At 63.8% G+C, this 15,752-nt stretch carries 19 protein-coding genes; 8 read left to right on the top strand and 11 right to left on the bottom strand.

The genetic code is table 11. The features are described from left to right. Positions 1–242: 242 nt before the first annotated feature. Positions 243–1,181, bottom strand: a complete 939-nt coding sequence (locus NKH97_RS14045) for a CHAD domain-containing protein (RefSeq protein WP_352443165.1) — start codon at positions 1,179–1,181, stop codon at positions 243–245. Further along, positions 1,178–1,651, bottom strand: a complete 474-nt coding sequence (locus NKH97_RS14040) for a CYTH domain-containing protein (protein ID WP_352776358.1) — start codon at positions 1,649–1,651, stop codon at positions 1,178–1,180. The genes NKH97_RS14045 and NKH97_RS14040 overlap by 4 nt, the downstream gene beginning before the upstream one ends. A 104-nt stretch (positions 1,652–1,755) precedes the next feature. On the opposite strand from NKH97_RS14040, the gene NKH97_RS14035 reads away from it, so the two are divergent. Genes NKH97_RS14035 through NKH97_RS14020 form a run of 4 tightly spaced genes read left to right on the top strand, consistent with a single transcriptional unit; the run spans position 1,756 to position 5,465 of the window. Next, the gene (locus NKH97_RS14035; RefSeq protein WP_352443167.1) at positions 1,756–2,448 is read left to right on the top strand and encodes a CerR family C-terminal domain-containing protein; all 693 of its coding nucleotides are present in this window, start codon (positions 1,756–1,758) and stop codon (positions 2,446–2,448) included. Positions 2,449–2,461: 13 nt separating this feature from the next. Then, positions 2,462–3,415 carry an HlyD family secretion protein gene (locus NKH97_RS14030; RefSeq protein ID WP_023813487.1) on the top strand — a complete coding sequence of 318 codons (954 nt, stop codon included), beginning with the start codon at positions 2,462–2,464 and terminating at the stop codon, positions 3,413–3,415. Beyond that, complete coding sequence (locus NKH97_RS14025) at positions 3,412–4,332, top strand: ABC transporter ATP-binding protein (RefSeq protein ID WP_023813488.1); 921 nt, start codon at positions 3,412–3,414, stop codon at positions 4,330–4,332. Before NKH97_RS14030 ends, NKH97_RS14025 begins: the two co-directional genes overlap by 4 nt. Beyond that, positions 4,329–5,465: an ABC transporter permease gene (locus NKH97_RS14020; RefSeq protein WP_023813489.1), complete on the top strand. Its 1,137-nt coding sequence runs from the start codon at positions 4,329–4,331 to the stop codon at positions 5,463–5,465. Before NKH97_RS14025 ends, NKH97_RS14020 begins: the two co-directional genes overlap by 4 nt. 145 nt (positions 5,466–5,610) lie before the next feature. On the opposite strand, the gene NKH97_RS14015 is transcribed toward NKH97_RS14020, so the two are convergent. From NKH97_RS14015 to NKH97_RS14005, 3 genes are all read right to left on the bottom strand, one after another. Further along, positions 5,611–6,210 carry a DNA-3-methyladenine glycosylase gene (locus tag NKH97_RS14015; protein WP_023813490.1) on the bottom strand — a complete coding sequence of 200 codons (600 nt, stop codon included), beginning with the start codon at positions 6,208–6,210 and terminating at the stop codon, positions 5,611–5,613. Between the two features lie 97 nt (positions 6,211–6,307). Further along, positions 6,308–7,285, bottom strand: a complete 978-nt coding sequence (locus NKH97_RS14010) for a threonine/serine dehydratase family protein (RefSeq protein WP_023813491.1) — start codon at positions 7,283–7,285, stop codon at positions 6,308–6,310. Between the two features lie 309 nt (positions 7,286–7,594). After that, complete coding sequence (locus tag NKH97_RS14005; protein ID WP_023813492.1) at positions 7,595–7,918, bottom strand: hypothetical protein; 324 nt, start codon at positions 7,916–7,918, stop codon at positions 7,595–7,597. A 175-nt stretch (positions 7,919–8,093) separates the two neighbouring features. On the opposite strand from NKH97_RS14005, the gene mbfA reads away from it, so the two are divergent. Next, on the top strand, positions 8,094–9,077 hold the full coding sequence (mbfA, locus tag NKH97_RS14000) for an iron exporter MbfA (RefSeq protein WP_023813493.1): 984 nt from the start codon (positions 8,094–8,096) through the stop codon (positions 9,075–9,077). A 160-nt stretch (positions 9,078–9,237) separates the two neighbouring features. Here the strand turns inward: mbfA and NKH97_RS13995 are convergent, their stop codons facing one another. From NKH97_RS13995 to NKH97_RS13985, 3 genes are all read right to left on the bottom strand, one after another. Next, entirely contained in the window at positions 9,238–9,582 is a 345-nt protein-coding gene (locus NKH97_RS13995; protein WP_023813494.1) for an antibiotic biosynthesis monooxygenase family protein, read from the bottom strand. Further along, a complete protein-coding gene (locus tag NKH97_RS13990) occupies positions 9,579–9,911 on the bottom strand; it encodes an NIPSNAP family protein (RefSeq protein ID WP_023813495.1) in 333 nt (110 codons plus the stop codon). Before NKH97_RS13990 ends, NKH97_RS13995 begins: the two co-directional genes overlap by 4 nt. Before the next feature lie 64 nt (positions 9,912–9,975). Continuing rightward, entirely contained in the window at positions 9,976–10,188 is a 213-nt protein-coding gene (locus NKH97_RS13985) for a DUF1127 domain-containing protein (RefSeq protein ID WP_023813496.1), read from the bottom strand. 68 nt (positions 10,189–10,256) lie between these two features. Between NKH97_RS13985 and NKH97_RS13980 the strand changes: the two genes are divergently transcribed. Next, positions 10,257–10,931, top strand: a complete 675-nt coding sequence (locus NKH97_RS13980) for an ArsR/SmtB family transcription factor (protein WP_023813497.1) — start codon at positions 10,257–10,259, stop codon at positions 10,929–10,931. A gap of 207 nt (positions 10,932–11,138) precedes the next feature. Here the strand turns inward: NKH97_RS13980 and ligD are convergent, their stop codons facing one another. The 3 genes from ligD to NKH97_RS13965 all read right to left on the bottom strand — a co-directional run bounded on the left by ligD (position 11,139) and on the right by NKH97_RS13965 (position 14,807). Further along, positions 11,139–13,652, bottom strand: coding sequence for a DNA ligase D (gene ligD, locus NKH97_RS13975; protein ID WP_023813498.1), 2,514 nt, complete (start codon positions 13,650–13,652; stop codon positions 11,139–11,141). Positions 13,653–13,664: 12 nt separating this feature from the next. After that, positions 13,665–14,534: a non-homologous end joining protein Ku gene (ku, locus tag NKH97_RS13970; RefSeq protein ID WP_352797372.1), complete on the bottom strand. Its 870-nt coding sequence runs from the start codon at positions 14,532–14,534 to the stop codon at positions 13,665–13,667. Positions 14,535–14,597: 63 nt separating this feature from the next. Further along, entirely contained in the window at positions 14,598–14,807 is a 210-nt protein-coding gene (locus NKH97_RS13965; RefSeq protein ID WP_155930604.1) for a hypothetical protein, read from the bottom strand. A gap of 105 nt (positions 14,808–14,912) precedes the next feature. Here NKH97_RS13965 and NKH97_RS13960 point away from each other — a divergent pair, with 105 nt between their 5' ends. Together NKH97_RS13960 and NKH97_RS13955 are read left to right on the top strand one after the other, a co-directional pair. Then, positions 14,913–15,053: a hypothetical protein gene (locus NKH97_RS13960; RefSeq protein WP_023813501.1), complete on the top strand. Its 141-nt coding sequence runs from the start codon at positions 14,913–14,915 to the stop codon at positions 15,051–15,053. A gap of 179 nt (positions 15,054–15,232) precedes the next feature. Beyond that, positions 15,233–15,694 carry a DCC1-like thiol-disulfide oxidoreductase family protein gene (locus NKH97_RS13955; protein ID WP_031213673.1) on the top strand — a complete coding sequence of 154 codons (462 nt, stop codon included), beginning with the start codon at positions 15,233–15,235 and terminating at the stop codon, positions 15,692–15,694. Positions 15,695–15,752: the final 58 nt, after the last annotated feature.

Genomic DNA, 15,752 nt, shown 5'->3' with positions numbered 1-15,752 from the left:
TTCGCCAAGCCAAGGTCCGGGCGGCCGCCCGGACCTTGGCTCAATCGCTCTAATCCCACGAAATCTCTCTCGTGTAGATACAAGGTGTCGAGCGAAGCTCGACGGAGTGGGGGTCGACCTTGCTCGCGGGGTTTGTGCCTGTCTTGCAGGCGGCGGCGCGTTTGACGAATGGCTTCCCCCACTCCGTCGCTGCTTTGCAGCGCCACCTCTCCCCCCTCCGGAGGGAGAGGAAAGGCGCCAAGTCAGCTTGCCGTCGCAGCGGCCTCTTCCGGCGGCGCAGCCAGATCGTCGCGCGCCTTGCGGGCCAGTTTGCGTGTCGAGCGTTTGGGACTGTCGCCGAACAGTTCGGCCGCCTCAGCCAGGCAGCTCTTCTTCAGCTGCTTCTCCGACCGTTTCAACAGCTTGCCCAGAAGTTTCGTGTCCTCGGGCAGCCCGAGCGGCTGGTCGTCGGCCTCGAGCAGGGCGCGCATCACCAGCACATCGTGCAGGTCGCCCAGCCGCTCGCCCAGTTCGTCGACCGCCTTGCGCCGGGCCTTGATCGGTGTCGGCCACAGCCTGCCGAGCAGCGACAGATGCATGCCGTGGGTCTTGGCGGCCTTGCGCAAATCGTGGAAATCATCGGCCGCGCCCCGCGATCCGGCCTTGTCGAGCGCCTTCCTGGCACGGCGCAGCGTGACGCGGGCACCTTCGGCAAGCACGTCGGCCGCCTGTTCCGGCTGGTCGGGCAAGGCCAGCGCTTCGATGCGTTTGAGGCCATCCTCGCAAGCGGCGGTCGCCGCGCCGATCGCCGCTTCGAGCCCGCTGCCTTCGTGCAGTTCATGCTGGCGCGCGATCAGCCTGTCGCGCGCAGCAGTAAGCCCATCGTCGGCGCTCTCCTTGGGAAAGCTCGCCGCCAGCCGGTCGATGGTCTCGATCAGCGCAGTCGCCTCGCGCGGACCGGCAAGCAGGCCGGCCACATTGCGATAGCACTGGTTCTCGGTCTCACAGAACGTTTCGTCGCCGGAACGAACAAGCCGCAGCAGGGCGCGGGCGCTCTTCAGCCGTTTGCGGCATTTGTGCAGCGCCTGTTCCGGCCGGCTCCGTGCGGCGTCAAGGTGATGCAGCGCCTTGCCGATTTCCTCGGCAAGGATACGCCTGACCTCGCCGGTCAGCGGCAGGCGCGGATCGATACGAAAGCTCATGCGGCGATCTCCGGTATCCCCCCAAGGGCGAGCGACGCGTTGTAGAACTTTGACTCGCCGGTGACTTCGCGGCCGAGCCAGTCAGGCAGCATATCGTCCGGCACGTCCTCCGGCGTCTCAAGTTCGGCGATCACAAGTCCCGCAAGCGGACCGCCAAAGACATCGATTTCGTAGAGATAGCCACGGTGCCTAACATGGTGACGTGTCTTCTCGATGACACGTCCGATGGCGAAGTCCAGCATCTCCACCGCCTCCGACAGCGGGATCGAATATTCGAATTCGTCGCGTTCGCGCGCCTTGCTGCCGAATTTGAGCGTCAGCCTGGCGGAAGTGCCATCGCTGATGCGAATGCGCACCGTGCGCTCGGGGCCGGCAGCGAGATAGAACTGAAGAATGCGGATATTGGCCTCGGCCAACTCCCGCCATGCGGTGCTGGTGACCAGGAATTTTCGTTCGACTTCCTTGCCCATGGCCGCGCACTAAAGCGGTTGCCGCTGCCCATGGCAAGACGGTGACATACACGGATCGACGTTCGTGAATTGACTTTAATCAATCGATTGATTAAACTCGCGAGATGATCGAGCAGCCCGATGCCAAAAACCTTCGCCGCGAAGCATCTCCCGCCGAGATGACGCGTGCGGCGCTTGTCCGCGCGGCGCTGAAACTGTTCGGGAGTCAGGGGTTTGACGGCACCTCGACGCGCGAGATCGCCGCCGAGGCGCGGGCCAATATCGGCTCGATCGCCTACCATTTCGGTGGCAAGGAGGGTCTTCGCGCCGCTGCCGCCGACTTTATCGTGGAGACCATCCAGGGTGTAGCCGGCCAGGCGCTCGGCAATGTACAGGCGCCTGCGCCGGGACCAGCCAATCCGGAGGCGGCGCAAACGCTGCTCTTCGCGGCGCTGGAGCGGATGGTCGGCTTTGTCGTGGCCAGCCCGCAGGCCGGCGAGATCGTGCAGTTCCTGTTGCGTGAGCTTTCGCATCCGACGGCAGCCCTCGACCGCATCTATGACGGCGTCTTCGAGCCGACGCATCGCCGGCTGTGCCAGCTCTGGGAACAGGCGACCGGCGAGCCCGCCGAAAGCGAGGCCACAAGGCTCACCGTGTTCACGCTGATTGGCCAGGTCATCTATTTCCGCATCGGCCGCGAGGCGGTGATGCGCCGCATGGGCTGGAAAGACATCGGCGCCGCCGAGGCGGCCAAGGTGGTGGCGGTCACATCGGGTAATCTCAAGGCCATATTGGCTTTCAGAAAGAGCAAAGCATGAAGGGGCAAAGACCATGAGCTTTCTGTGTTCGCTGCCGCTCGCCGCGCAGCTCTTCTCGGCCTGTGCCCCGGCTGCCCCGCTGGCCGTCGGCTATGTCGAAGGCGACTATGTGCTGCTGGCGCCGATCGAGGTGGCGCAGGTCGAGACCGTCACGGTGAAGCGCGGCGACCGTGTGGTGCCTGGCACGACCGTGGTGACGCTGGAAAGTGCCGATGCCAAGATCGCGGTTGCGCAGGCGCAGGCCGGCCTTGCCCAGGCCCAGGCGCAGTTGGCCGACCTGCAGATCGGCAAGCGGCCGGAAGAGATCGCCGTGCTGAAGGCCGAGGTCGACATGGCCAGCGCCCAGGCCGCCGACGCCAAGCGCAAATACGACCGCGCCGCCGATCTGTTCAAGCGCGGCGCCGGCACGCAGGCCGATTTCGACACCGCGTCGGCCACGCTCGAGACGGCCAATGCGCAGGTCGGCCAGGCCAATGCCAATCTCGCCGTCGGCGGCCTGCCGGCACGGCCCGAAACGATCAAGGCCGCCGACAATCAGGTCAAGCAGGCGCAGGCCGCGTTGGAGCAGGCGCAGTGGCGGCTGTCGAAACGGGTGCTGGCGGCGCCTTCGCCGGGCCGCGTCAACGATGTCATCCGCAATCCGGGCGACACATCAGGTCCGACCGCGCCGGTCATCTCGATCCTGCCCGACGGCGCGGTGAAGCTCAGCGTCTACATTCCAGAGAGCGCTTTCTCCTCGGTCAAGGTCGGCACCTTGCTCGGCGTCCATTGCGACGGCTGCGGCCCGGATGTGAAGGCGCGCGTCAGCTATGTCTCGCCGGATCCCGAGTTCACCCCGCCGGTGATCTACTCCCTGGAGAACCGGCAAAAGCTGGTCTACCTCGTCGAGGCGCGGCCGGAGGGCGATGCCGGCCCGCTGCAACCGGGCCAGATCGTCGATGTCGATCTGGCGGACAGCGCAAGATGAACGCCATCGACGTCCATGGCTTGGTCAAGCGTTTTGGCGACAAGACCGTCGTCGATCATGTGACGATGTCGGTCGCCGAGGGCGAGATCGTCGGCTTTCTCGGCCCCAACGGCTCGGGCAAGACCACCACCATCCGCATCATGTGCGGTCTGCTGACGCCGGACGAAGGCGAAGGCACGGTGCTCGGCTTCAACATCCGCACCGAGAGCCTGCGCATCAAGCGCGAAGTCGGCTACATGACGCAGAAATTCTCCTTCTACGAGGATCTGACGATCGGCGAGAATCTCGAATTCGTCGCGCGGCTCTACCGGCTGAAGCCGGTCGAAGAGCATGTGGCGCGCACGTTGGAGGACCTCGGCCTGACGTCGCGCCGCAACCAGCTGGCCGGCACCTTGTCGGGCGGCTGGAAGCAGCGGCTGGCGCTGGCCGCCTGCATCATGCACAAGCCGAAATTGCTGCTGCTCGACGAGCCTACGGCCGGTGTCGACCCGAAGGCTCGGCGCGAGTTCTGGGACGAGATCCATCGCCTCGCCAGCGGCGGGCTGACCGTGCTGGTCTCCACCCACTACATGGACGAAGCCGAGCGCTGCCACCGCATCAGCTACATCTCCTATGGCAAGATGCTGGCCACCGGCACTGTCGCCGAAGTGGTGAAAAATGCCGGGTTGACCACTTTCGTCCTCCAGGGCCCGCGGCTCGATCAGATCGCCGAAGCGCTGCAGGGCCGCGCCGGCGTCGACCAGGTGGCGCCGTTCGGCGCGACGCTGCATGTCGTCGGCTCTGACAAGAAGAAGCTCGAAGCCGCGCTCGCCGATGTCGAGAGAGAGCACAAGGGCGTGAAAGTTTCGCCCGGCGAAACCAGCCTCGAGGACGTCTTCATCCAGTTCATGTCCGGCTCGAAGGACAACATGGCATGAACAGCGTCTTTTCCTTCGCCCGGCTTGGCGCGCTGCTGATCAAGGAATTCATCCAGATGCGGCGCGACCGCATCACCTTCGCCATGATGCTGGGCGTCCCGCTGATACAGTTGGTGCTTTTCGGCTACGCCATCAACAACGATCCGAAAAGCCTGCCGGCAGCACTCGTGGCGACGAGCAACGATCCCTACACGCGTGCCATTGTCGCGGCGCTGCAGACCACCGGCTACTACCGTTTCGACCATGTCGCACAAAGTGCCGCCGAGGCCGAGTTCCTGATATCGCGCGGCGACGTCGCCTTCGTCGTCACCATCCCCGCCGATTTTGCCAGGAGGGTGGAGAGCGGCAACAACCCGCAGATACTCATCGAGGCGGACGCCACCGACCCGGCGGTGGCCAGCGGCGCCATCTCGACGCTCGGCACCGTCGCCAGTCAGGCGCTGCTGAGGGCGCAAGGCACGCAGGAAGCCGCCGCCGAGGCCGCCAAGGGTCAGCTCGATGTCGTCGTACACCGGCGCTACAATCCCGAAGGCATCTCGCAATACAACATCGTGCCCGGCCTGCTCGGCGTCATCCTGCAGATGACCATGGTGATGATGACCTCGATCGCGCTGACGCGCGAGACCGAGCGCGGCACGATGGAAAACCTGCTGGCGATGCCGTCCAGCCCGCTCGAGATCATGATGGGCAAGGTGCTGCCCTATCTGGCGGTCGGCGGCGTGCAGATGGTGGTGGTGCTGGCGGCGGCGAAGCTTCTGTTCGCCATCCCCTTCACCGGATCGATGTCGCTGCTCCTGACCGCCGTGCTGATCTTCGTGCTGGCGCTGGTGCTGCTCGGCTATACGATTTCGACCATCGCCCGCACGCAGATGCAGGCCCTGCAACTGACCTTCTTCTTCTTCCTGCCGTCGATCATGCTGTCGGGTTTTATGTTCCCCTATCGCGGCATGCCGGACTGGGCGCAAATCTTCGGCGAGATCTTCCCGCTGACGCATTTCCTGCGCATCACCCGCGCCGTGATGCTGAAGGGCGCCGAACTGCCGGCGGTGGCAGACGAGATCGGCTGGCTGGTGGTGTTCGTGGCCTTGTTTGCCGGCGTGGCACTGGTAAGGTTCAGGCGCACGCTGGATTAGGCGCCGCACGACCTCCACAGTTTTGGTACCAGCCTTTGCGGCGTCGTCATCCTATGGTCTGCGCTGCGTCGCTTCGCTCCTTGCTCCGCCCGTGGATGACGAAGGGAGAAATGCTTCCGCCAATCTCCATGGTTTGTAACTGCCACTAACCGTTGAGCGATTTCGGGCCGCTGACAAACACGCTTCCCTTGACATAGAATCGCAGCAGGCGGTCCGCATCCTTCGAAATGCCGATCCTGACGCTCTGTCCGATTTCGCCGGCCTCGTCACTATCGCGTGCCAGCCATAGCTGGCCTTTGCGGCAAAGATCGAGCCCGTCGAGCGAACGATCGATCCGCAACGCCTGGGCCAGCCTTCCCGGTCCTCGCGCCAGGTCGCGCAGGCGCTCGGTGCCGCGATTGACCCGCATGATCGCAATGCCCTCGAGCGGCTCGAGCGCCCTGATCAGCACGCCGGTTCCGACCCCTGGCATCTCGCTCGAGACATTGAGCATGTAGGAGATGCCGTAGGAGAGATAGACATAGGCATGCCCAGCGTCGAGAAACAGCGAACGGTTGCGCGGGGTCATCCCCCGGTAACCGTGTCCGGCGGCGTCACCGGTCACATAGGCCTCGGTCTCGACGATGCGGCCGCTGGCGATGCCTTCGGGCAGTTCGCGCACCACGATCTTGCCGATGAGGGTGCGGGCAAGGGATGCCGTATCGTCGGGCAGCTCGGAACGCGTGAGCGGGCGGTAGATGATCATGCTCAGCGCGGCGACGATTTGGCGGCGGGCGAGGAGTGATCCAAGGCGGAGCCTGTCGCCAGATACTCCATATCAGATCCCCTTAGACATCGCCGTCTCAAGCAGCCGCCATGATCCCGGCATAAGTGCCGAAATCGACATTGCCGCCGGACAGCACCACGGCAACGCATTTGCCCGACAGTTCGATCTCGCCCGATGACAGTGCTGCCAGCGCCACGCAGCCGCCGGGCTCGACCACCAGCTTGAGATAAGCCATGGCGTCGCGCATCGCCTGAGCCGCCGCCTGGTCCGAGACGGCGATGCCACCGGTGAGGTTCCTGCGGTTGATCTCGAAGGTGATCACGCCAGGCTCGGCGGTTAGCAGCGCGTCGCAGATCGAGGCGTAGCCGGGCTCGTTCGAAACCCTGGCACCGGCGGCCAGCGACCGGCGGGTGTCGTCGAAATGCTCGGGCTCCACAGCCCAGACCGCGGTGTCAGGCGAGGCGTCTTTGACCGCAATCGAAATGCCGCTGGTCAGGCCGCCGCCGCCGCAGGGAACGACCACCGCGTCGAGGTCGACGCCAAGTGTTTTTGCCTGGCGCATCAATTCGAGGCCGATCGTGCCCTGGCCGGCAATGATGGCCGGATCGTCGAAAGGCGGCACCAGCACCATGCCTCTCTCCATGTAAGGACGGATCACGGTCATGCGGTCGTCGCGAAAGCGGTCGAACGGGACCACCTCCGCGCCCATCTTGCGCACGTTGGCGATCTTCATCGCCGGCGCGTCCGAAGGCATGGCGATCACCGCCCTGACGCCGAACATCGCGGCCGAAGCGGCGACGCCTTGCGCATGATTGCCCGACGAGAAAGCGACGACACCTTGGCTGCGTTCCGCCTCGCCGAGCGACGACAGCTTGTTGTAGGCGCCGCGGAATTTGAACGAGCCGGTACGCTGCAGCGTCTCCGGCTTGAACAGGATGCGGCCGCCGAAGCGCTTGTTCAGCTCCTGCGATTCGAGCAACGGGGTTTCGACGATCAGGCCGGAGAGACGCGCGGCGGCGGCGTGGATGTCGGCGATGCCGGGAGGGGTGGTCATGGCGGGTCCTGCGGAAACATGTTGCCCTTCATGATGCCCGCAAAGGGAGGCGGCGCACCAATGAAAAAATGTGACCGTTACAAAGTTTGGCGGGTCATGAACGGCGCTTGCGCCGCCCCTCACCTGCCTGCCGGCATCCTCTCCCCGTATAGTGACGGGGAGAGGGGCCTTCATCAACGGTTTCGCCAATCACTAGCGTTGCAGGAAGAGTGCCGAGGTTGCGGCCGGCGTCTTTCTCCCCGTTCTACGGGGAGAAATGCCCGGCAGGGCAATGAGGGGCGGCGCCGAGATGGGCAGTTAACTCCCTACTTATCCGAGCAAAGTCCTCTGCCTCTTGCCCCCACCCAGCTTGCGCCAGTTGTTGAACCGGTGGCTGGCGGCGGCAAACGAGATCTTCATCTGCTGGGCGACCGAATAGCGCGACTTGCCCTCGTCGAACATGCGGTAGCAGCACTCGACGCCCTCCTCGGTCAGTTTGCCGTCCGGCGCCTTGTTGTGCGGGTTGGCGGGATCGAATTTCTCGACCTGCTGCTCGACCAGCCCCTTCAGGCGTTGCAGGTCGGCCTCGATGCTGGCGATGAGATCGAGAACGGGCTTGGGATCATAGGGGTGCGGAGGCTGTTTTGCCGTCATCTGCCGGTTCCTTGTTCTTGGCTTGAGTCCAGCAATATAGGTGAACATTCACTGATAATGAAGGGTCACCGCGGGCGCGGGGCTTCAACAATTCTTGACCGCGACCCAGCGCGCAATTGACCGAAGGCGTTCAAAACCCTAGTTTAGAACTATTCTAAACTAGGGTGAATTCCTCATGCTTTCCCGTGTTTTCGGCTTCGGCCGCCGCCCCTTCGAATCGCTCTCCGAACAGGAGATCCTGGCGCTGGCCATTTCCTCCGAGGAGGATGACGGACGCATCTACCGCGCCTATGCCGACGGCCTGACGGAAAACTTCCCGCAATCGGCAAAAGTGTTCGAGGAGATGGCCGAGGAAGAGGATGGCCATCGCGATGCGCTGATCGAGCTGTTCCGCAAACGGTTCGGCGAGCGCATACCGCTGATCCGGCGCGAACATGTGAAGGGCTATTACGAGCGCAAGCCCGACTGGCTGGTCCGGCCGCTCGGCATCGAGCACGTCCGCAGCCAGGCCGAGGCGATGGAGCGGCAAGCCTACCTTTTCTATGTCGAGGCGGCCAAGCGCACGGCGGATGCCTCGACGCGAAAACTGCTCGACGATCTGGCGGTGGCCGAACTGGGCCATGAGACCCTGGCGCAGCGTCTGGAGCAGAAACATGTGCCGGGCGAAGTGAAGGATGAAGAGACCGCCGCCGAGCAGCGCCAGTTCATCCTCACCTATGTGCAACCAGGGCTGGCCGGGCTGATGGACGGATCGGTGTCCACTCTGGCGCCGATCTTTGCCGCCGCCTTCGCCACGCATGACACCTGGCAGACGCTGTTGGTTGGGCTTGCCGCCTCGATCGGCGCCGGCATTTCGATGGGCTTCACCGAGGTCGCTTCCGACGACGGCAAGCTGTCGGGCCGCGGCTCGCCGATCAAGCGCGGTTTGACCGTCGGCATCATGACGACGTTGGGCGGTCTCGGACACGCGCTCCCCTATCTCATTCCGAGCTTCTGGACGGCGACGGGTGTCGCTGCAGTGGTGGTGTTCTTCGAACTGTGGGCGATCGCTTTTGTCCAGAACCGCTACATGCAGACGCCCTTCCTGCGTGCCGCCTTCCAGGTGGTGCTGGGCGGCGCCCTGGTGTTCGCGGCCGGCGTGCTGATCGGGAATGCGTAACCGCAAAGCGCCCCCTCACCCAGCCTCCGCTTCGCTCGGCTGACCTCTCCCCGAGGGGAGAGGAGACTACCAGCGCCGGCGCCAACTCTTCTCCCCTGGGGGAGAAGGTGGCCGCGAAGCGGCCGGATGAGGGGGCGACGGCGCGGCGATCGGCTACCACTCACCCATTCACCGCCCGGCTATCCCTAGGCGCCTCGTCCCTCTCCGTCAGCCCATAATCCCTCACCACATGGGCGATGCGCAGTCGGTAGCCGGCAAAGATGCCGCCACGACCGGCCTGCTGCGCCTGCCGGTGTTCTTCGGTGCTGCGCCAGGCCTTGACCGCTTCCTCGTCGCGCCAGAACGACAGCGACAGGACGCGGTTCGGATCGGCCAGGCTCTGGAAGCGCTCGATCGACAGAAAGCCGTCGATGCCGTCGAGCAGCGGCCGCAGATCGGCGGCGATGCTCAGATATGCATCGCGCCTGCCCGCCGCCGGCTCGACCTCGAAGATGACGGCAATCACGGCAGCACCAGTTTCGCGTGCGGGCCCGAGACGTGCTTCAGGAACATGCGGTCCTCCTTGAGGATGAATCTTTCACGCTTGGCAAACTCGTAGTTTGCCTTGCCGGCGGGATGGGCGGCAAGTCGCGCGCGGTAGGCCTCATAGGCCGCCAGGCTGTCGATGTTGTAGGCGGCATAGGCCGTTGTCGCCGAGCCTTCATGAGGCGCGTAATAACCGATCAAATCGGCGCCGCAGCGTGGAATGGCCTGGCCCCAGTTGCGGGCGTACTCCTCGAAGGCCGCCTTGCCGAACGGGTCGATCTCATAGCGGATGAAGCAAGTGATGGTCATTGTGGTCTCCTCGGGATTGCGTCAATAGTTCGAGCCGCATCGAAACGTCCTGCCGCCCGACCTGCTAGGGCTGCCAGAAGGATTTCGCGCATTCGCGGCGCACGTCTTGCCGTGTAAGGCCAAGATCGCGCAGCTGATGATCGTCGATCTCGGCAAGGTCGAGGCGCTGCAGATGACGGTCATACCAGCGGGCCAGCAGCCGCGAACGCAACCAGGTGACGAACGGGAACGATTGTCGGCTGGGGAGCGCCGAGGGGAAAGCGGTTCGTGCGGCCATCGTCGTCTCCTTGATCTCACCTGAGAATAGTGATTATCTGACAAGGATGCTTCGATGAGGAACGAACCATGCGCGAAGGACCAGACATCGCCCGCATCGCCAGCCTGGTCGGCGACCCGGCACGGGCAAACATGCTGAATGCCCTGATGGGCGGCACGGCGCTGACGGCGAGCGAGCTGGCGCTCGAGGCCGGCGTCTCGCTGCCGACCGCCAGCTCGCACCTGGGCAAACTGATGGAAGGTGGGCTGCTCACGGTGGCGAGCCAGGGCCGGCATCGCTATTACGGCCTCGCCGGACCGCAGGTGGCGGGCATGATCGAAGCCATCACAGGTGTCGCGGAAGCCGTCGGTCCAAAGCGTGTGCGCCCGGGTCCGCGCGATGGCGCCATGCGCGTGGCGCGCGTCTGCTACGATCACCTCGCTGGCGAGCAGGCGGTGACGATGCTCGATCGGCTCGTCGCCAAAAACGTGCTGGTCCGCGACGAACAGGAGATCAGGCTCGGTCCTTCGGCCGCATCGCATTTCGCAGCGATAGGCATCGACGTCTACACCAAGCCGCGACGGCCGGTGTGCCGCGCTTGCCTCGACTGGAGCGTGCGGCGCTCACACCTCGCCGGCACACTGGGCGCCGCCATCCTCGACAAGATCCTTGCCGAGAAATGGGCGCGCCGCGAGAAGGACAGCCGCGCGGTGATCTTCTCGCCGCCGGGTAGGCAGGCGTTTGAGAGGGTGTTTTTGACGTGAGACGTCGGCGGGACAACGCCCCCCTCTGCCCTGCCGGGCATCTCCCCCTCTTGGGGGAGATTGGCAGTTTCATCGTTTCGCTCACCTTACAGCGTTGATAGTTGGCGAAAGCGGTGGAGCGCATAATCTCCCCCTTGAGGAGGAGATGGCCGGCAGGCCAGAGGGGGGTACGCGAAGGATCGCTGCGTTGGCAAATTGCGGCGAACTCTACCCCCGCTTCAACACCTTCCCCTGCTTGAAAAACTCCTTCCACGGATCGGCTTTCGCCAATTGCTTCAGCGTCGTCTTGTCGCCGATCGGGAAAGCGTTCGGCGCCAAGCCGGCCTCGATCTCTGGCCAGGTCACCGGCATCGACACGGTGGCGCCCTTCTTGGCGCGCGACGAATAGGGCGCGACCGTCGTCGAGCCCCTGCCGTTGCGCAGATAGTCGACGAAGATCTTTCCGGTGCGCGCTTTTTTCGACAGCGTCGCCGTGTAGCGGTCGGGGGCACCCTGCTCCAGCGCCCTGGCGAAATCATGGGCGAAGGTTTTGACCTCCTCCCAATCCGCCGCTGGTCTCAGCGGCACCATGACGTGAAAGCCCTTGCCGCCCGACGTCTTGACGAAGTTCGGCAGCGACAGCTCGTCGAGCTTGCCCCTGATATCGAGTGCCGCCTCGCGGACCGCCTTCACGTCGACACCTTCATCGGGATCGAGATCGAAGATGATCTGGTCGGGCTTTTCGATCTCATCGATCGTGCACCCCCAAATGTGGATCTCGACCACGCCATACTGGACCAGTGCGGCAACACCATCGAAATCCCGGATGTACAGGATCTCCTCGCCGTCACTAGGGTCCTTCATGCGGGCGATCTTGTCGCTCATGCCGGCCGAGGCATGTTTCTGGAAGAAACGTTGGCCACCGACACCGTCCGGCGCCCGCACCAAGCTGAGCGGCCGGTTGACGACAAACTGTTCCATGCGCGGCCAAACCTGCGCGTAATGGTCCAGCAGGCCCCGCTTGGAGATGTTTTCGTCCGGCCACAGCAGCTTGTCGGGATGCGAGAGTTTTACCGTGGTCGTCATCGATCTAGCGGCTTTGCCACCCGGTGCCGGCTTGGCCGTGCTCTCGCCTGTCGATGGCTTGCCTGTCGACGCTTTGGGCTTTTCCTGCACGACTTCCTCCGCCGCCTTGTCCTCGCGCAATCCCTGGAACGAGGCGTGGCGTATTATACGGTCCGAGGTCCAGCTGCGAAACTCCACTTCGCCGACAAGCTCGGGCTTGACCCAGACCAGGCCCTTTCCCTTCGGCACGGCGGCGGAGAAGGGCGATGTTTTTGCCGTCAATGCATCGAGTTTTGCCTTCAGCTCATTGGCGCCCTTGCCCGAAAAACCGGTGCCGACGCGGCCGGCATAATGCAGCTTGCCGCCCTCATGGAAGCCGACGAGGATCGAGCGCAATCCGCGCCCGGTCTTGTCCGACGGCAGATAGCCGCCGATGACGAATTCCTGCCGCGCCGTGCATTTCGACTTCACCCAGGTCGGGCCTCGGCCGCTGCGATAGGGGGCATCGGCACGCTTTGAGACGACGCCTTCCAGGCCCATGCGGCAGGCATGCTCCAGCATGATCTTGCCAGGTTCGGAGAAATGGTCGCTGAAGCGGGCCGCGGGATTGTCGGACTGTTCGCCGAGCAGCTCCTGCAAGGCCTGCTTGCGCTCGACCAGCGGCTCGCGGCGCAAATCCCTTCCGTCGAGGCGCATCAGGTCGAACACGTAATAGACGAACCGATGCGTCCGCTTCGCCGACAGGTCCTGCTGCAGCAGCGCGAAAGACGAGACGCCGCTGTCGGCGAGCACGACCACCTCGCCATCGATGATGGCGTCGCTGCACTTCAGCCCGGCCAGCTCCGCGACGATCTCGCTGCCGAATTTCTTTGTCCAGTCGAGGCCGGTCCGGGTCAGCAGCCGCACATCGGTGCCGGCGATCTGCGCCTGCATGCGGTAGCCGTCGAACTTCACCTCATGCAGCCAGTCCTTGCCCGGCGGTGCATCGCGCTCCAGCGTGGCCAGCTGCGGCTCGATGAAGTCGAGGCGTTTGCCGGGTTTCGCTTTGCCGGCGGCCGGCTTGTTGGAATGCCATACTTTCGGCTTCTCACCCTTTGCGGACTTGCCCTCGCCGACCTCCTCGATGGTCAGGCCGGACTTCACCGATTCTGGCGCTTCCTTGAGGATGTCCTCGCCAGGACGCGCTGCGGCATCGTCCGACTTGATCAGCAGCCAGTTGTCGCGTTTTTCACCCGCACGCGGCTTCAGCCGCACCAGATGCCATGCCCCATGCAGCTTGTGGCCCTCAAGCTCAAAGCTGATATGGCCCTTCTTCATCGCCTTGGCCGGGTCGATCTCGGGGGTCCAGGTGCCCTCGTCCCAAACGATGACCGAACCGCCGCCATATTCGCCCTTGGGAATGGTGCCCTCGAACGGCGCATAGTCGATCGGGTGGTCCTCGACATGCACGGCGAGCCGCTTCTCATGCGGGTCGAGGCTCGGGCCGCGCGTCACCGCCCAGCTCCACAGCACGCCGTCATGCTCAAGCCGCAGGTCGTAATGCAGCCGCGTCGCGGCATGCTTGTGGATGACGAAGATGCCGCCGGCCTCGCCCTTCTTGGCCAGGGCAACCTTGCCGGCCGGTTCGGCGGTCTTCTTGAAATCGCGCTTGGAATGATATTGTTCGAGGCTGGCCATCCGTTGGGTTCCTCAGGCCGATTTGCGTTTGGGCGCGCTGCCTTCCGGCTTGGCGCGTTTGGCCGCCGGCTTGGCTTTCGCCGACGAAGGCTTTTTCGATGACCCGGAGTCCGACAGGCTCTTCTTCAGCGCGTCGAACAGATTGACGACATTGGAAGGTTTGGGCGCCGCTTTGGCCTTCGGCGCCCTGTGGCCGGCCTTCTTGGCGCGGATCAGCTCCAGCAGCGCCTCCTCGTATTTGTCGTCGAATTTCGAGGGGTCGAACTTCGTCTTCTTCTTGTCGATGATCAACTCGGCGAGGTCGGTCATCTCCTGATCGGTCTTCACGGACTCGATGTCGCCGAACACGGTTTCCGGTTGGCGCACCGTGTTGTCGTAGCGCAAGGTCGTCAGCACCATCCCTTTGCCGAGCGGCTCGATAACCACCGGCCGTTCGCGTCGGTAGAGCACGATACGCGCCAACCCGGCCATCTTCTTGCCCGCCATCGCATCCCGGATGACGGCGAACGCCTCTTCCGACACCTTGTCGGCCGGGGCGACATAATAGGGCGTATCGAGATAGATCTGCTGGATCGAAGCTTTGTCGACGAAACCGTCCAGCGCCATCGTGTGCGAGGATTCGATCTGTACCGCCTCGATCTCGTCCTCCTCGATATGGATGAAATCGCCATCGTCGAGTTCATAGCCCTTGACCTCCTCATCCTCCTCCAGCGGCTTGCCGGTTTCGGCATCGACATAGAGCCGCTTCACCGTGTTGCCGGTCTTGCGGTTGAGAATGCGAAACGAGACCCGCTCCGTGTGGGTGACGACATTGGTCAGTTCGACGGCACAGGTGACCAGCGATAGCTTCAGATAGCCCTTCCAGGCCGGACGCGGCGCCATGAGCTCTTCCCTTCCAGAACGAGATGAAGGTGAGAACGGACAGACCGCGCTCCAGTTCCGCGCTCACGCGCCGATCTGGATGCCGAGGGCCACCCGTGGCGTTCTGGCCGCCAGCACGGAAATTTCGCGAGCGCGGCAAAAGTTGAAACAGAACCGCGCACGGGCGACATTCAAACGAAACATATGTGATGCAAAAGTCACATTGACCGGAATGCCGACCAACTGCACCGAAAGACCCCGAATCAGCCGCATTCCAGCCACGAAGCGAGGCATTTTCGACCAGATATTAACATCACGTTCACCGACTATTCACGCCTCGACGCTATGATGACCGCAATTCGGAAGGGACATCCGAAAATCGGGACAGGGACCAGGGTAATGAACTTCCTCGCGCACCTCATCGGCTATGCCGCCGCAATCCGCGAATTCATCGCGCCGACTTATCGGCCCGAGCGCTATTACATGCGCGGCCCCGGCCCGGCCTGCGCCCGTCGCGGCAACTCGCTGGGCGCGCACTGATCATGGCTTTCGAAAATCGCCACGACAGCCGGATCTGCAGGCCCGCCGCCTCTACCCGCGCCACCACCTATCGCGCCGAGCGTCCCGCTCTCGCCGACAGGCGCCGTGCGACATCGCCACGGCTTTGATACCGACGCTGGCCGGCTTAGTGTCGTAGGACACGAGCAGCCGAGGCCAGCTTGACCGACCATTCCCAACCCAGTCGACCCAAGTCAAACCGTCCCTCCGGAACAACTCTCGACGCACGCTATCCATTGATCGTTTTCGATGGCGTCTGCGTGCTCTGTTCCGGCTTCGTGCGCATGGTGGTCAGGCTCGACCGCCAAGGCCGTTTCCGCTTCGCCACGGCGCAGTCGCCCTTCGGTGAAACGCTGTTCCGGAGGCATGGACTGCGCACGGACTCTTACGAAACCAATCTCGTCCTGATCGACGGCGTCGCCTTCACGCGGCTTGACAGCTTCGTCGCAGTCATGGCGGAACTCGGCTGGCCCTGGCGGGCGGCAAAAGCGCTGTTGCTGCTGCCGCGCCCGCTGCGTGATTGGCTCTACGATCGCATCGCCAAGAACCGCTACGCCCTGTTCGGCAGGAAGGACAGCTGCGAGATCCCCGCACCCGAGCTGCGGGAACGGTTCCTTGGCTAGAAAACGTGGGGAGCAGCGCGTGAAGCGTCTCATCTAACACCGACGGCTTCTGGCGGCT

Origin of the sequence: Mesorhizobium sp. M0870, from assembly GCF_040319775.1 — a bacterium.
In the GTDB taxonomy this organism is placed as follows: domain Bacteria; phylum Pseudomonadota; class Alphaproteobacteria; order Rhizobiales; family Rhizobiaceae; genus Mesorhizobium.
The sequence above is the reverse complement of the archived record's forward strand: the minus strand, read 5'-3'. Positions and strand labels throughout refer to the sequence as shown.

Excerpts from the sequence above, each read along its gene's own strand:
- NKH97_RS14015 (WP_023813490.1), bottom strand. The coding sequence starts at position 6,210 with ATGATCATCTACCGCCCGCTCACGCGTTCCGAGCTGCCCGACGATACG.
- NKH97_RS13985 (WP_023813496.1), bottom strand. The coding sequence starts at position 10,188 with ATGGCCGCACGAACCGCTTTCCCCTCGGCGCTCCCCAGCCGACAATCG.
- NKH97_RS14045 (WP_352443165.1), bottom strand. The coding sequence starts at position 1,181 with ATGAGCTTTCGTATCGATCCGCGCCTGCCGCTGACCGGCGAGGTCAGG.
- NKH97_RS14040 (WP_352776358.1), bottom strand. The coding sequence starts at position 1,651 with ATGGGCAAGGAAGTCGAACGAAAATTCCTGGTCACCAGCACCGCATGG.
- NKH97_RS13965 (WP_155930604.1), bottom strand. The coding sequence starts at position 14,807 with ATGCCTCGCTTCGTGGCTGGAATGCGGCTGATTCGGGGTCTTTCGGTG.
- NKH97_RS14025 (WP_023813488.1), top strand. The coding sequence starts at position 3,412 with ATGAACGCCATCGACGTCCATGGCTTGGTCAAGCGTTTTGGCGACAAG.
- NKH97_RS14010 (WP_023813491.1), bottom strand. The coding sequence starts at position 7,285 with ATGACCACCCCTCCCGGCATCGCCGACATCCACGCCGCCGCCGCGCGT.
- ku (WP_352797372.1), bottom strand. The coding sequence starts at position 14,534 with ATGGCGCCGCGTCCGGCCTGGAAGGGCTATCTGAAGCTATCGCTGGTC.
- mbfA (WP_023813493.1), top strand. The coding sequence starts at position 8,094 with ATGCTTTCCCGTGTTTTCGGCTTCGGCCGCCGCCCCTTCGAATCGCTC.
- NKH97_RS13980 (WP_023813497.1), top strand. The coding sequence starts at position 10,257 with ATGCGCGAAGGACCAGACATCGCCCGCATCGCCAGCCTGGTCGGCGAC.
- NKH97_RS14030 (WP_023813487.1), top strand. The coding sequence starts at position 2,462 with ATGAGCTTTCTGTGTTCGCTGCCGCTCGCCGCGCAGCTCTTCTCGGCC.
- NKH97_RS14035 (WP_352443167.1), top strand. The coding sequence starts at position 1,756 with ATGATCGAGCAGCCCGATGCCAAAAACCTTCGCCGCGAAGCATCTCCC.
- NKH97_RS14005 (WP_023813492.1), bottom strand. The coding sequence starts at position 7,918 with ATGACGGCAAAACAGCCTCCGCACCCCTATGATCCCAAGCCCGTTCTC.
- ligD (WP_023813498.1), bottom strand. The coding sequence starts at position 13,652 with ATGGCCAGCCTCGAACAATATCATTCCAAGCGCGATTTCAAGAAGACC.
- NKH97_RS13960 (WP_023813501.1), top strand. The coding sequence starts at position 14,913 with ATGAACTTCCTCGCGCACCTCATCGGCTATGCCGCCGCAATCCGCGAA.
- NKH97_RS14020 (WP_023813489.1), top strand. The coding sequence starts at position 4,329 with ATGAACAGCGTCTTTTCCTTCGCCCGGCTTGGCGCGCTGCTGATCAAG.
- NKH97_RS13990 (WP_023813495.1), bottom strand. The coding sequence starts at position 9,911 with ATGACCATCACTTGCTTCATCCGCTATGAGATCGACCCGTTCGGCAAG.